General features: G+C 44.1%; 14 protein-coding genes and 1 pseudogene. 5 read left to right on the forward strand and 10 right to left on the reverse strand.

The features are described from left to right. Positions 1-579: 579 nt before the first annotated feature. From WC615_RS17940 to WC615_RS17950, 3 genes are all read right to left on the reverse strand, one after another. Positions 580-1,494 (reverse strand): alpha/beta hydrolase, encoded by a 915-nt coding sequence (locus WC615_RS17940; RefSeq protein ID WP_372979449.1) that lies wholly within the window; start codon positions 1,492-1,494, stop codon positions 580-582. Between the two features lie 219 nt (positions 1,495-1,713). Then, a protein-coding gene (prfB, locus tag WC615_RS17945; RefSeq protein WP_372979450.1) for a peptide chain release factor 2 occupies positions 1,714-2,806 on the reverse strand; the annotation gives its coding sequence in 2 pieces (ribosomal slippage) (positions 1,714-2,745 and positions 2,747-2,806; 1,092 coding nt in all). An 82-nt stretch (positions 2,807-2,888) separates the two neighbouring features. Further along, the gene (locus WC615_RS17950) at positions 2,889-3,326 is read right to left on the reverse strand and encodes a hypothetical protein (RefSeq protein ID WP_372979451.1); all 438 of its coding nucleotides are present in this window, start codon (positions 3,324-3,326) and stop codon (positions 2,889-2,891) included. 263 nt (positions 3,327-3,589) lie between these two features. Between WC615_RS17950 and pgi the strand changes: the two genes are divergently transcribed. Then, positions 3,590-5,236: a glucose-6-phosphate isomerase gene (pgi, locus tag WC615_RS17955; RefSeq protein WP_372979452.1), complete on the forward strand. Its 1,647-nt coding sequence runs from the start codon at positions 3,590-3,592 to the stop codon at positions 5,234-5,236. Positions 5,237-5,429: 193 nt separating this feature from the next. Here pgi and WC615_RS17960 read toward each other — a convergent pair whose 3' ends face one another. Both WC615_RS17960 and WC615_RS17965 read right to left on the reverse strand, forming a co-directional pair. Next, entirely contained in the window at positions 5,430-6,011 is a 582-nt protein-coding gene (locus WC615_RS17960) for a dihydrofolate reductase family protein (protein ID WP_372979462.1), read from the reverse strand. Positions 6,012-6,018: 7 nt separating this feature from the next. Continuing rightward, the gene (locus tag WC615_RS17965; RefSeq protein WP_372979453.1) at positions 6,019-6,579 is read right to left on the reverse strand and encodes a dihydrofolate reductase family protein; all 561 of its coding nucleotides are present in this window, start codon (positions 6,577-6,579) and stop codon (positions 6,019-6,021) included. Positions 6,580-6,717: 138 nt separating this feature from the next. On the opposite strand from WC615_RS17965, the gene WC615_RS17970 reads away from it, so the two are divergent. After that, entirely contained in the window at positions 6,718-7,689 is a 972-nt protein-coding gene (locus WC615_RS17970) for a GlxA family transcriptional regulator (protein WP_372979454.1), read from the forward strand. Between the two features lie 72 nt (positions 7,690-7,761). Here the strand turns inward: WC615_RS17970 and WC615_RS17975 are convergent, their stop codons facing one another. The 5 genes from WC615_RS17975 to WC615_RS17995 form a co-directional block, all read right to left on the reverse strand. Next, complete coding sequence (locus tag WC615_RS17975) at positions 7,762-8,817, reverse strand: glutaminyl-peptide cyclotransferase (protein ID WP_372979455.1); 1,056 nt, start codon at positions 8,815-8,817, stop codon at positions 7,762-7,764. Between the two features lies 1 nt (position 8,818). Continuing rightward, on the reverse strand, positions 8,819-9,187 hold the full coding sequence (locus WC615_RS17980) for a YraN family protein (RefSeq protein WP_372979456.1): 369 nt from the start codon (positions 9,185-9,187) through the stop codon (positions 8,819-8,821). Further along, positions 9,187-9,498: a hypothetical protein gene (locus tag WC615_RS17985; protein ID WP_372979457.1), complete on the reverse strand. Its 312-nt coding sequence runs from the start codon at positions 9,496-9,498 to the stop codon at positions 9,187-9,189. The genes WC615_RS17980 and WC615_RS17985 overlap by 1 nt, the downstream gene beginning before the upstream one ends. Beyond that, positions 9,495-11,423, reverse strand: a complete 1,929-nt coding sequence (gene dnaG / locus WC615_RS17990) for a DNA primase (protein ID WP_372979458.1) — start codon at positions 11,421-11,423, stop codon at positions 9,495-9,497. Before dnaG ends, WC615_RS17985 begins: the two co-directional genes overlap by 4 nt. Before the next feature lie 232 nt (positions 11,424-11,655). Next, positions 11,656-12,522: a DMT family transporter gene (locus WC615_RS17995; protein ID WP_372979459.1), complete on the reverse strand. Its 867-nt coding sequence runs from the start codon at positions 12,520-12,522 to the stop codon at positions 11,656-11,658. Between the two features lie 230 nt (positions 12,523-12,752). Between WC615_RS17995 and WC615_RS18000 the strand changes: the two genes are divergently transcribed. The 3 genes and pseudogenes from WC615_RS18000 to WC615_RS18010 form a co-directional block, all read left to right on the forward strand. Beyond that, positions 12,753-13,238 carry a hypothetical protein gene (locus WC615_RS18000; RefSeq protein ID WP_372979460.1) on the forward strand — a complete coding sequence of 162 codons (486 nt, stop codon included), beginning with the start codon at positions 12,753-12,755 and terminating at the stop codon, positions 13,236-13,238. 78 nt (positions 13,239-13,316) lie between these two features. Further along, positions 13,317-14,753, forward strand: coding sequence for an asparagine--tRNA ligase (gene asnS / locus WC615_RS18005; protein WP_372979461.1), 1,437 nt, complete (start codon positions 13,317-13,319; stop codon positions 14,751-14,753). Positions 14,754-14,943: 190 nt separating this feature from the next. Continuing rightward, positions 14,944-15,224: pseudogene (locus tag WC615_RS18010) on the forward strand (cell division protein); the annotation flags it as partial.

Below are 15,224 nucleotides of genomic sequence, written 5' to 3' on the forward strand. Positions count from 1 at the left end.
CTGAACCTGCAATTTGATAAGCAGTTTTATGAACCCTGCTCAAACGCCGATATCATTAAACGGGTACTGCGTAACCTTATCAGCGCCTATGAGCATCTTGGCTCATCAGAGAAAGTGGACGAGTTGAATGAGTTGCTGAACATTTTTATAGTACCGGGAGAGTAGCTTTTATTTAAGATTCAGGTATCAAGGCCGTTCCAAAAACCGAGACAAAACGGAACAAAATGGAACAAGCCAAAAAATCACAATCAACTACTAATCAGCTATTTAAACTTTAAAACCTATATGTCGGTTACTGCCTGCAAACACTCTAAAAAGGACGAACCAGGGTCGAAAAAAGGCGAAAAAAGGTAGTTTTTTGCTGTTATTTTCCCTACCGGTTTTGTCGCATTTTACAAAAAAACGGAACAAAAAATGAATTTTAATAAATTACTGTATATAAATCTATTAAAGCATAAATAATGAAGTTTTTGTTTTAATACTGACACAATTGCGTCAGTATTAAAACACTGGATATCAACATGTTCCATTTGTCCCACTTGTTCCATTTTAAAAATGGAACAGAACAGGTTGCAGCTGCTATTTAGTCAACCACCCATTATCGCCCAGCCAAACCTTTGCCCACTCAAACCAAAGGGCTTTGCTTTTGGGGTTATGTAACCCAAACCCATGCCCCCCGGCAGGGAAGATGTGCATTTCGGCTTTTACCTTGTTCTTCACCAGGGCATCATACATCAGCAAGGCATTATCAATAGGTACCACGTCATCATCTTCGGCGTGTACAATAAAGGTTGGGGGTGTATTGGCGGTAACCTGCTTTTCGTTGGAGTACAGATTTATCTTATCCTGCGGCAACTCTTTCCCAATCAGGTTCTCGCGCGAGCCTGCGTGCGTTTTTTCGCCAAAGGTTATCACGGGATAGATCAGCATCATAAAATCGGGCCTAACGCTGATGTTATCTTTGTTATCAATAACCACTTTATCAAAGTGCGTGCCCTCGGTTGATGCCAGGTGGCCGCCTGCCGAGAAACCGATAATGCCTATCCTGTTTGGGTTAATGCCCCACTTAGCGGCATCCTGCCTAACCATTTGAATGGCGCGCTGGGCATCCTGCAAAGGGCCAATGGTTTTATCAACCATAATACTGTCACTTGGCAACCGGTACTTTAATACGAATGCCGTAACCCCAATCTTATTAAACTCCTGCGCAATCTGGAACCCCTCATGTGCTGATGCCAAGCCCGCATAAGCGCCGCCCGGGCATATTACTATCGCCGTACCATTAGCTGTGCCTTTTGCAGGCAGGTATGGCGTTAGCGTTGGTATGCTTACTTTAGTTATCCAGTTGCTTTTATCTGCAACCTCTGCATAGTTTGCCGGTGTGGGCTTTGCGTTGGGCACACCCTTTGGGTATAGCAATATAGGTTTTTCCTGGCTAAAGGCCATTGTAGTAGTTGTAGTCAAAATTATCGCGACAAAAATATTCCTGATCATAGCAGATGTATAAATTGGTTGAGGCAAGTTACAATTTACACCAATAAAAAACGATGCTGTGGTGTGCAGCATCGTTTTTTAGTAAGCTAAAGCAGCGGGATCGTGCGATTCCTTCCCTTGGGAAGGTGCAGGAAGGGGTTTATGAACTAATTGGCAAACCCCTCCCTGCCATTGCACAGCCAGCCGCACCCCTCCCGTGGGGAGGGAATTAGATGCTCTCTAATTCTTCGGCCCGCCAAACTCCATCAGGTACGATTTTAAAAACTCATTCAAATCGCCATCCAGTACGGCGGCCGCGTTTGAGGTTTCATGGTCGGTACGCAGGTCTTTCACCAGTTTGTATGGATGCAATACATAGTTTCGGATCTGTGATCCCCACTCTATCTTCTTTTTGTTGCCCTCAACCGCGCTTGATGCCTCTGCACGCTTGCGCATTTCAGCTTCGTATAATTGCGATTTCAGCAAACGGATAGCGTTCTCCTTATTTTGCAGCTGCGAGCGCGATTCCTGGTTTTTAATGATAATGCCCGATGGCTTGTGGTATAAACGCACCGCGGTTTCTACCTTGTTTACATTTTGCCCGCCTGCACCACCCGCGCGGAAGGTTTCGAACTCAATATCGGCATCTTTTACCTCTATTTCAATAGTATCATCAACCAACGGGTATACATATACCGACGCGAACGAGGTATGGCGTTTAGCATTGGCATCAAAAGGCGATACGCGCACCAAACGGTGTACACCGTTCTCCCCTTTTAAATAGCCATAAGCAAAATCGCCTTCCAGCTGCAGGGTAACAGTTTTTACACCGGCCACATCGCCCGGCTGGTAATCCTGCTCGGTAACTTTATAGCCATTTTTTTCGCCCCACATAATGTACATACGCATCAGCATGCCGGCCCAGTCGCAGCTTTCGGTACCACCGGCTCCGGCCGTAATTTGTAATACGGCGTTAAACTGGTCTTCCTCGGCGCTCAGCATGTTTTTAAATTCAAGCTCTTCAACCAGGGTAACGGCCTGCGCGTACTGTTCGTTCATTTCGGTTTCGGTAGCATCGCCACTTTGGAAAAACTCGAACAATACGTTAGTATCTTCAACTACCGATACCACTTTCTGGAAAGCATCGGTCCATATTTTTTTTGTTTTGATAGATGCCAGGACTTTTTCGGCTTCCTTAGGATGGTCCCAAAAATTTGGCCCTAAAGTGATGTCCTGTTCTTTTTGCATAGCATCGAGTTTAGTATCGATGTCAAAGATGCCTCCTCAGGGACGTTGTTCTGTCCCTTAAATCCTGCATGTTTTCTTTTGTCATAAGGCAAATATATAAAATGGCAAATAAAAAAAGGCTCGATTGCTGTTTGCAACCGGGCCTTTTACATAATTATATTAAACGTTTAAGCTATTCGCATTTGGTTTAGCAGCAAACCCATATCGGTAACGTTACCGCTTATCTTTGTCAGGATGCTGCTCAATGAAAAGTCTTTGTTCCCCTCGCCTTTCGATTCTTCCATCAGCTGGTGCATAACAGGAGGTATCAAACCATCGGCAATTTTCATGGCCTCGGCCGTGCTTATGTTATAGAAGTTGTTAAGCTTGTTGGCAAATTTGTTTACCGCGCTGTTTATTAGCGGGTTTTCATAAATAGCCGAAAACTGGAAGTATTTCACCAGGTCTTTTAATTTGCCGCTATCCAGCTGGCCTTTCAACACTTCGATGATTGAGCTTGAAGCATCATTCATCACCGCCTCACGATATTTCTCGGGGACTACCGGGTTATCAATAACAGCTGTACCTGCGTTATTTTTTACGAGCAAAAAAAGTTTTTCGAACATGATATGATGTATTTAAAAAACAAATTAAGAAAATGATGAAAAATAATTGGTTTTCTTACCAACACCACAAATATATTGAATGTTTATTTTCATTTTATAAAAATTATCAAATATTTGTTATTGAAATGACAATTCTATTGGTGTAAAACAAACACTATGTAGGCGATGTTTATAAGTGTATAAATAACAGTAAAATGTCCTTTTTTCATATTTAATGACCGGCTCAGTTTTAACTTGTTATTTTTACAAAAAACATCACAACTATGCTGCCAAATATTGATTTCACAAGCACCCAGTCGTACAAATATTTAACCGACCATTACATTGATATTGTATCAAAAAGCTTAAAAGAACTATTTGAATCTGATAATCAGCGATTTGAAAAATTTTCGCTGCAGTTTGAGGATATTTTGCTGGATTATTCCAAAAACCGCATTGATGAGCAAACGCTTGCATTATTGCAGCAATTAGCACGCGAGTGTGGTGTAAACAAGGCAATTGAAGCCATGTATTCCGGAGAAAAGATCAACGTTACCGAAGACCGCCCGGTGCTGCACATCGCCCTGCGCAACCGCAGCAATACCCCAGTTTTCGTTGATGGTAAAGATGTAATGCCGGATGTGAACCGGGTATTGGATCACATGAAAGAATTCAGCGAGGCTATTATCAGCGGCAAATGGACCGGCTACACCGGCAAAGCCATAACCGATGTGGTAAACATAGGCATCGGCGGATCTGACCTTGGCCCCGTAATGGTTACCGAAGCGCTAAAAGCTTACAAGAATCATTTAACCATGCATTTTGTATCAAACGTGGATGGTACACATATAGCCGAAACGCTAAAAACAGTTAACCCGGAAACTACGCTGTTCCTGATCGCGTCAAAAACATTTACCACGCAGGAAACGATGGGCAACGCTCACACCGCCCGCGACTGGTTCATTGAAAACGGCGGTAAGGACGAGGATGTGGCTAAACACTTCGCCGCATTATCTACCAATACCGAAGGCGTTGAAAAATTCGGCATCGATACCAAAAACATGTTTGAGTTTTGGGATTGGGTTGGCGGCCGCTACTCGTTATGGAGCGCCATTGGCCTGTCAATCTCTCTAAGCGTTGGCTTTGATAACTTTGTGCAACTGCTGGAAGGTGCCCACGCTATGGATAACCACTTTAAAACAGCCCCGCTTGAACAAAACCTGCCCGCTACGCTGGCGCTCGTTGGTATCTGGCATAATAATTTTTTCGAGGCCGAAACCCAGGCTATTTTACCATACGACCAATACATGCACCGTTTCGCGGCGTACTTTCAACAAGGCGATATGGAAAGCAACGGTAAACATGTAGACCGTAACGGTAAAGAGGTTGACTACCAAACAGGCCCTGTTATTTGGGGCGAACCCGGCACAAACGGCCAGCACGCGTTTTATCAGTTAATTCACCAGGGAACAAAATTGATTCCATGCGATTTTATAGCCCCTGCACAATCACACAACCCGCTGGGCGAACATCACAATATGCTGCTATCTAACTTCTTTGCACAAACCGAGGCTTTAATGAATGGCAAAACTGAAGAGGTTGTTATTGATGAGCTGAAAAAAGCCGGCAAAAGCGAAGAAGAGATCAGCAAAATAGCGCCGTTTAAGGTTTTTGAAGGCAACCGCCCAACAAACTCTATTCTGGTTAAAAAAATAACCCCGCACACTTTAGGCAGCCTGATTGCCATGTACGAGCACAAGATATTTGTACAAGGCATCATCTGGAATATTTACAGCTTTGACCAATGGGGTGTTGAGCTGGGCAAACAACTGGCCGGCAAGATATTGCCTGAGTTGAAAGACGATAGCAAGATAACCAGTGATGATTCATCAACCAATGGGTTGATCAATCAGTATAAAGCCTGGAGGTAAGTTTCGCTTGGCAGTTTTGAGTTGTCAGTAGGCAACCCAGCCTGTCATTTCGAACGAGGTACGAGGAGAAATCCTGTTCAATAATGCATTGCAAACTTTGCATGGTGAACAAGATTTCTCGTCGCTCCATTTCACAGGCCTGCCTATGCTCGCTCGAAATGACACGGTTTATTAATAGATCCTTCGCTATCGCTCAGGATGACATCTTTGTTTGATAACACATCAGCACCACTCCCGAATCAAACACGTTTATATTAGCAGGCTGCATACTCAGCTTTTCCCGTAATCCTTTAAATAACGGCCTACCCTTGTTCAAGGCTACCGGGTATACCCAAATGCGGTATTCATCAACAAGGCCAAGTTTAATTAAAGCGGCAACCAGTTTACCACTGCCATACACCAGCAGGTCTTTCCCTCCGGATTGCTTTAACTTCATTATTTCTTTACTTATACTCCGGATAGCCAGCCGTGAATTACGCCAACTTACGCTTTTAAGCGTTTTAGAGAACACCACCTTTTCGTAGCGATTTATCATATCGGCATAATCGGCATCCTCACGTGCACCAAACTGATTGGCCTGTTGTGCCTGCCAATAAGGCGCTATGGCGCTGTAGGTAACCCTCCCAAGCAAAAGTGTATCGGCATTACCCAATTGTTGGGTTACGGCCCGGCTCAGCTCGTTATCCCAATAAGGTGTATGCCAGTCGAGCTCGCCATGCGGGCCGGCCATATACCCGTTAAGGGTTACATTCATCGATACCACTAACTTCCGCATCAAAACATTAAGCAGGGTTATAGCAAAGCACGGTAATGCCGCAATCAAACTGCGTAGCCTTTACCAATTTAAGGGCAAGCTTATCATCAAGCGCTTTGTATATGGTTTTACCTTTGCCAATGGCAACAGGGTTAACAAAAATGTGATACTCATCTATCAGGTTAGCTGCTATTAATGCCGAGGCAAAACGTGCGCCGCCATAAGCCACAATATCGCCACCGGGTTGGGCTTTTAGTTTATTTATCTCGGCAACAATATCGCCGGTGGCAAGAGTAGTATTCTCCCAGGGGCTTTCGGTAAGGGTTTTGGTGAATACTACTTTAGGGTCGTTTACCATTTTGTGTGTAAAGCTGTCGGCATCAGGGGCAGCTGAGCGTTCCTTCCATACCGGGATAAAACCTTCGGCCAATACGCGGCCAAGTATAATGGTATCTACGGGCTCGGTTATGTCCTGTACGTATTTTTTCAATTCATCGTCCCAGTTCCAGGTCATCCAGTCCATTTCGTTGTTTGGGCCGGCCACAAAGCCATCAAGACTAACCTGCATCTGTAATTTTAGCTTTCTCATTATTTATTTTATTTGATACTACAAATGTACTTGCGCTGTAAATATGCGGCACGGTGCAAAAAGGACTAATTAAGGGTTGTTTACGACTTCCATCTTCACTACATTTATTCCTGAAAAACCAATTATACATTACCTGCCATGAGACACGTATCTATTATTATCACCAACGAGGCCGTATTAGCCAGCATTGTTGACCCGCGAATAATATTCACCGGGGTAAATGATTTTTTAGCTGCTGCCGGCAAACCTCCTGCATTTAATGTGCAGCTGGTGGGCTTACAGAGCGAAGTGAAGCTGCATGGCGGCTTATTTTCGGTACATACGGATGCGGTGTTGAACGATGTTAAAAAAACCGATCTTATCATTATCCCCGCCTTTGGCGGAGATATGGCGACAAGTATAAAACGTAATGAAGAATTTATACCATGGATCGTTGACCAGCATTATAAAGGTGCCGAAGTTGCCAGCCTTTGCGTTGGCGCATTTTTGCTGGCTGCTACCGATTTGCTAAACGGAAAAGAATGTTCTACCCATTGGAGGTTTGCAAACGAGTTCAGGGAGATGTTCCCCGAAATTACTTTGGTGGATGACCGCATTGTTACCGAGCAAAAAGGGTTGTACAGTAGCGGGGGCGCAACCTCGTACTGGAACCTGCTTTTATACCTGGTTGAAAAATACGCCGGGCGCGATATGTCGATAATGGCTGCAAAGATGTTTGCCTTAGAGATAGACAGGAAAAGCCAGTCGCCGTTCATTATGTTTAACGGGCAAAAAACGCACGAGGACGAACCGATAAAAAAAGCGCAGGAATTTATAGAGGCCAACATCACCGAAAAGATCTCGGTAGAAGACCTGGCCATGAAATACGCCATTGGCAAACGCCACTTTGAGCGACGGTTTAAAAAAGCCACGAATAATAGTCCGCTGGAGTACATACAGCGCGTAAAGATGGAGGCCGCTAAAAAGCACCTGGAAAGCAGCCGCAAAAATGTGAATGAGGTAATGTATGATGTTGGCTACTCTGATACAAAAGCCTTCCGTACGGTGTTTAAGAAGATTACCGGGCTATCACCTGTAGAGTACAGGAATAAGTATAATAAAGCGAGTTAAACTTAGGATCGTTTCATTTCTAACAAGATTTGAGATAAAAAGCAAAGCCCCGACAAATCGGGGCTTTGCTTTTTACTTCTTAAAAAACTTCACCTGGAAAAGTTTATCCCATTTTTTGCCGGTAACAAAAATGCGGCCGGTGGCTTTATCATAGGCAATGCCGTTTAGCACGTCGGCTCCTGCATTACGGGTAAGGTAAAGGTCGGTCATATCTGCTTTTTGCAGCACAGCACCCGTTTTGGGGTCAATTACCAATATATCATCTGTGCCGTAAACATTGGCATAGATCTTACCGTTAATGTATTCCAGTTCGTTCAGTTTGTTTACGGGCCCTTTATTATCGTACACATCAACATAGCCTGTTTGCTGGTAGGTATCCTTATTCAGAAACCAGATACGGTTAGTACTATCATCCATATAAATTTTAGTACCGTCAAAAGTCATTCCCCAACCTTCAACACCAACATTATTGGTAAAGGTATCAAGCAATTTCAGAGTAGTTTTATCGTATACATAACCGATCTTTTCTGTCCAGGTAAGCTGCACTACTTTATTACCAACTACAGTAATACCCTCGGCAAATATTTTAGGATCTACCGGCACCATTTTTATTACTCTCCCGGTTGTCAGATCAACCTTTCTCATGCTCGATTGACCAGTTTCTTCGGTTAAACGGCCGCCGTCACTTTCATATAATATTCCGTCGTGATATTCCAAACCCTCAGTATAAGATGATGTATCATGCGGAAAAACCTTCTCCACTTTAAAACCAAGCTCTTCGGGTGCTTTGGCAGCCAGCAGGTTTATGTTGGTGGTTAACTCCTGGCTTTTGCCGGCCTGGTAAACCCTGGCGGTGATAACCCTTGCACCTAAACTAAGACTATCGGTTTTTAAGTTTACTGCGGATGAATCTTTAGACGCACCAACACGGGCCGAATCTACCAGGTACACTACCGAATCTATTTTGGCCCCTGACGGGATATTCACTTTAAGGGCAATAGCATCGCCGCTTTTGTAGTTACTGCCTGCATCGGGGCTGATGGTAAATTCGTCGGCCGGTTTATTATTGTCTTTACATCCGTAGGCTAACAGCGCTACGATAGCGAAAAGGGCTATTCTTTTATTCATGTTAAATGGCAGAAGGCCAAAAGGCATCTTCAATATGTTTTAATGTGTGGTTATTATTACGGTCAAAAAGGATAGATATTATATCAAACCTCACTTCGCCCTCATGATTCATCAAATATATGTATTCATCGGCAGCCTCTACCAGTAAACGCTGCTTGCGGGCATCCACAAAATCTTCGGGTTCGCCAAAGCTGTTGCCGGTGCGGGTTTTTACTTCGGTAAATATAATTATTCCGGCTTTATAGGCGATGAGGTCAACCTCGGCTTTGCCGAAAACCCAGTTCTCGTCCATTATCTCGTAACCGGTGGCTTCCAAATGTGCTTTTGCCATCGCTTCGCCTTTGCGGCCCAGGTCGTTGTGGGTAGCCATTAGTCTTGATTTGGTAAGTCAAAGGTTAAGCCCATATATAAAACAGCACAAACGCAAATTAAAAATGTCACAATACTACCGAATAAAATTCCCCATTTTAAATCGCCCTTTGAAACAAGTCGCTCTTTAAATGCAAAAACACTAATGACCGGCAGAAATATAACTATCAACGGCATTCCAAAAAATTGCAGACCCGGGGATAGATCTTCCGATATCCAATACGTTAAAAATATCGGTAATATAAAAGACAAAACGATTAATACTAACTCAATAGCAACTGTCAACAAAAGATATTGATAGCATTTTTTCACTTCAGTATCACCGATCCTAAGTAATCAGATATGGTTTTTTCTACCTTTTTCATGTGCATGTACTGGTTCATCAGAATTTCCTGATCGGCTTCGCCGGTGGTAACTTTCAACTCATTTCGCAATTTTTCCAATATCTTACCCACCTTTTGTTTTTTAAGGTGGAAAATAGCCCCCAAAATAGTTGCCTTCATATTGGCCTGTTCATCGGGCACCAATATTTTATGCATCTCGTACCAGTTTTCGCTCAGGGTATATTTGGTAGCCAGCAGGGTAACCACCAGGTCAACTATCCCTTTATCTTTATGGTGGATAAAGTGCTGCTCTTCGGGCAATACGCCGTTCTCTACCTCCTGGCGATAGATCTCCATAAAATATTTGCTTGTCGCCTCCTCAAACTCTACATCGCTCAACTCAGCTATCATAAATGGACCGATATAGGTATTGGCGATGCCATCCCAATCGATCATTTTATTGCCGTAAAGCAGCAACAGGCGCACTATCTCTTTCTCCTGCGTGTCAGATTCTTTTACAACCCTGGCTTCCGGCTCATCAAAAAACAACAGGTCTTCGGGCGAAGGTTCCGGCCTGTGGTTTTGCTGTTGCTGATGATCCTTTTTGGCCTTGGCCTGGCGCATCTTGTTCAGCTCGGTATTTAAAGAGCGCTCTTCGATCTGCAGTATGCGGCTGCATTCCTGTATAAATACCGATGCTTTGATAGAATCGGGGATCTTGGCGATGCTTTCCACAATCTCCCTGATCACCTCGGCTTTTTTAATAGGGTCATTACCGGCATCTTTTAAAAGCATGTCGGTTTTATAAAGGATAAAATCCTTCTTGTTTTGATCTACGTGTGTTTTAAAGGCGTTGGTACCAAACTTCTGCACAAACGAATCCGGGTCGTGCCCATCAGGGAACAGCACCACTTTTACGTTGAGCCCTTCCTCCAATATCATATCCAGCCCGCGCAGCGATGCTTTTATACCCGCCGCGTCGCCATCATAGAGTATGGTGATATTTTTAGTTAAACGGCCTATCAGCCTGATCTGCTCAACAGTTAACGAGGTACCTGATGATGCCACCACATTCTCGATACCCGCCTGGTGTACTGATATTACATCGGCGTAACCCTCTACCAGGTAACAGTTATCTTCCTCGCGGATGGCACGTTTGGCAAAATACAGGCCGTATAATACATTCGATTTATGGTAAATTTCCGACTCGGGCGAGTTTACATACTTGGGTACGTTCTTATCGGTCTTGAGCGTACGGCCACCAAAGGCAATCACCCTGCCTGTAAAGCTATGGATCGGGAACATCACACGGCCCCGGTAACGGTCATACAGCGAGCCATTGTCGCGCTTAACCGATAGGCCGCTCTCTACTAAAAACTCTTCCTTATAGCCTTGTTTAATAGCTTCGCCGGTAAAGGCTTCCCATTGGTCGGGCGAGTAGCCCAACTCAAATTTTTTGATGGTTTCGTTGTTAAAACCGCGCTCTTTAAAGTAGCTGAGGCCTATGCTTTGCCCTTCATCGGTATCCAGCAAACTTTCGTGGAAAAATTTGGCGGCAAAGCCCGATACGATCATCAAACTCTCGCGATGGTTCTGTTCTTCCAGGTTTTCGGTGGTATCAACCGTTTCCTCAACCTCTATACCGTATTTTTTGGCCAGCCATTTAAGCGCTTCAGGGTAGGTGAATTTCTCCAGCTCCATTAAAAAGGTAACTGCACTCCCCCCCTTACCCGACGAAAAATCTTTAAAAATACCTTTGGCTGGCGAAACCGTGAACGATGGCGTACGCTCATTTACAAACGGCGATAAGCCTACAAAATTGGCCCCGCGTTTTTTCAATTGCACAAACTCGCCAATCACCTCCACAATATCTGTGGCTTCCATTATACGGTCTACGGTGGGTTTGGTGATCATATTTGTTGCTTCGCGATTGGGCGGTTACAAAAGTAAGTTTTTCGTAGCTGCCTAAATATATGAAATTCAAATTAAATGAGGGGCGGGTGGATTGCTTGTAGGCTATTTGACTCACCCCGACTGCGCTATGCTCGTCGACCCTCTCTGCTGCGCAAAGAGGGTGGGGAGAATTTATTCTTCCACCTTTCCTTCCCTCTTTCCGCAGGAGAGAGGGGGCAGGGGGTGAGTTAAATTACGGCGCTATATCAGTTACAACCTTCCGCTTCAAAAACGACAATCCTATCCCCACCAATACAATAACACTCCCAATTATTTCTTTTATATGCAGCACCTCGCCAAGAAAACCGATGGCCAAAAAACCGGCAATAACAGTTTGCCCTAATAAAGCGATAGCCACTTTGGTAGGCTCCAGGTAGCGCAGGGAATGATTGATGGTAAGCCAGCCAATTAACTGGCAAAGCACGCCCATACCCAAAAAACAGCCCCATGTAGCGGTATCAAAACCCAGCAAGGCATCATTACGTAGCACGGCTATGGTTATTAACAATACACTTGCGCCCAGCATATTGTAAAACATAAAGGTAAACGTGTTTATATGTTTTAAAACGCCTTTGGTTATCATGAGGTAGCCGGCATAAAGCATGCTGGCCGCTATAGCATAAAGTATGCCTTCGTTAAATTGTAAATGTAGTACGTTTTGGTAGCCCACCAGTATCACCATACCTACAATAGCAATGATGGTGCCTGCCCAAAACATCTTCCCCGATTTTTTCTTGAAAAACAGGTAACTCATCAACCCAACCCAAACAGGGGCCAGGTTGGCCAGCAGGGTTGATACAGTAGCGCTGATCTTTAACAACGAAATGTTCCACATGGCAATATCGGCCCCGAAAACCATACCGCCAACAATAGTTATAATTAGTGCACTTGGGCTTGTTTTAAGTTTGCCTTTAATAATGCAATAGGGTAGTAAGAACAACCAGGCAATAAAGATGCGGTAAAAGCCCGATGTAATGGCCGGCGAGGCGGCGAGCTTTACAAATATTGGCGAAAAAGAAATACACAGGATGCCAACAACCAGGCTCAGCTTCGGTTTCATGAAGAATTTATTGAGCTGCAAACTTAAGGATTTGGTTTATATCTACCTGCAATAACGCTCCCATGGTTTCCGGCATTCTCACTCTTTTGCTACGCAAAGAAGAACCCGGGGCGGGTTAACTAACTCACTTCCCCTCTCGCAAAAATTTTCTTCCCATCTGTAGCACCCGCAACTTTTTTAACGTATAGTAGAAACAATACATTAAAAAAAACGGATTAAAAACACGGATCATGAAAAAGTTAACATTTACCTCACTGGCACTATTATCGTTGCTGCTTACAGCTTGCTTAAAAAACAATGACAATTGCTGCTCAACTGGCTATCAACCCTATTTTGTTGCCGAAAAGAACGGGTTGCAGGTTTATGGCGAACCGGGCAGCGCTAAAGTGGGCACCGATTCTATTTCTATAATTGGTAAAAGCCGGGATGCAGGCATCAGGATGCATATTAAATACACCGGCAAAGGTGTTTATGCCTTAACCGGTAACCAGGGCAAATACTACCAAAAAATTGGCAACGATACGGTTAGCCGTTATAACATTGGCTTAGCCAATGGAAGCTCGCTCGAAGTTACTGACGTGGATTCTGTAAACAAGGTAATTGCGGGTAAATTCACTTTAAAACTTAAGCGTACTTTCCCAACAACATCAAGCACTTACCCTGATAGCGTTAAGTACACTAAAGGCCAATTCCTCATTTACTTGCCACGCAACTAATTTTGATGCATTAATGTAGGGTTTTACTGCTTACAGGTTTAGCAAATAATTGTATTTTTGCCGCTCAAATACTTTTATATGAGCACTCGTACAAAAATTAAAGCACTGCTTGAAAGCGGTAAAACCGACATTGATGTAACTGTTAAAGGATGGGTACGTACCTTCCGTAACAATCAGTTCATAGCTTTAAATGATGGCTCGACAAATAATAACCTCCAAATAGTTGTCGATTTTGAGAACACTGACCCTGCTTTATTAAAACGTATTACCACCGGCGCAGCAATTAGTGTTAGCGGCAGGCTGGTAGCATCGTTAGGTAAAGGCCAAAGTGTTGATGTTAAAGCAACCTCTATAGAAATACTGGGCGATAGCGACCCGGAGAAATACCCATTACAACCCAAAAAACATAGCCTTGAGTTTTTACGCGAGATAGCGCACCTGCGTTTCCGCACCAATACTTTCGGGGCTATTTTCAGGGTGCGTAATACCCTGTCGTATGCTATACATACCTTTTTCCAGGAACGCGGCTTTGTTTACCTGCACACCCCTGTAATTACAGCGAGTGATGCTGAAGGCGCCGGCGAAACTTTTCACGTAACCAATTTCGACCTGGCCAACCCGCCAAAAACCGAAACCGGCGAGATTGATTTTAAGCAGGACTTTTTTGGTCGTGCTACTAACCTTACCGTATCCGGCCAGTTAGAAGGCGAGCTTGGTGCTATGGCCCTAAGCGATATTTATACCTTTGGCCCAACCTTCCGTGCCGAAAACTCGAACACTACCCGCCACCTGGCCGAGTTTTGGATGATAGAACCCGAGATGGCTTTTTATGACCTGAAAGACAACGCCGACCTGGCCGAAGAACTTTTGAAATATGTTATCCGCTACGCGCTGGATAAAAACAAGGATGATATTGAGTTTTTAAGTCAGCGTTTGTTAGAGGAAGAGAAACAAAAACCACAGCAAGACCGCTCTGAACTTAACCTGTTAGAGAAACTGCAGTTTTGTTTGAATAACGATTTTGAGCGCCTTACTTATACCGAGGCTATCGAGATACTGAAAGAATCTACCCCGAACAAAAAGAAGAAATTCCAATACCTGATTGAAGGATGGGGTACCGACCTGCAATCCGAGCATGAGCGTTATTTGGTTGAGAAACACTTTAAAAAGCCGGTGATCCTGACGGATTATCCGAAAGAGATAAAATCCTTCTACATGCGTCAAAACGACGACGGAAAAACCGTTGCCGCTATGGATATCCTTTTCCCGGGCATCGGCGAAATTGTAGGTGGCTCGCAGCGGGAGGAACGCCTGGACAAACTGGAACAACGCATGGACGAGATAGGCATCCCTAAAGATGAGCTTTGGTGGTACCTGGATACCCGCCGTTACGGTGGCTGCCCGCACTCGGGCTTTGGTTTAGGCTTTGAGCGTTTAGTGCTGTTTGTTACCGGCATGGGCAACATCCGCGACGTGATCCCTTTCCCAAGGTTTCCGAAGAACGCTGAGTTTTAGACCACAGACGTATACGATTTTTACAATTACGCCGATTATTTATGATCGGCGTTTTTTTTATCTCCCCTCCATTTTTGTAATTTTTTTATTGCGCTCGTCTGTGACGAGTGCTTAACTTTGTTTTGCATCTATGATGCGATACAATCGCATTTCCATATTAAGCACTCGTTATAAACGAGCGCAATAGTTTATGCCAACAATAGAATTAACCACACATATCAATGCCCCTATCCAGCGTTGCTTTAACATTGCTAGGGATATTGATATCCACATAGCATCTACCGCCCATACGGGTGAGCGGGCTATAGCTGGCCGCACCAGCGGGTTAATTGAACTTGGCGAAACCGTTACCTGGCGGGCAAAACATTTTGGCGTGTGGCAAAACCTCACCTCAAAAATTACTGATTTTAATTCGCCTACTTTCTTTGCAGATGAATTGGTTGAAGGTGCTTTTAAAAGCTTCCGCCATGA

Origin of the sequence: Mucilaginibacter sp. (genome assembly GCF_041663085.1) — a bacterium.
Taxonomy (GTDB): Bacteria; Bacteroidota; Bacteroidia; order Sphingobacteriales; family Sphingobacteriaceae; genus Mucilaginibacter.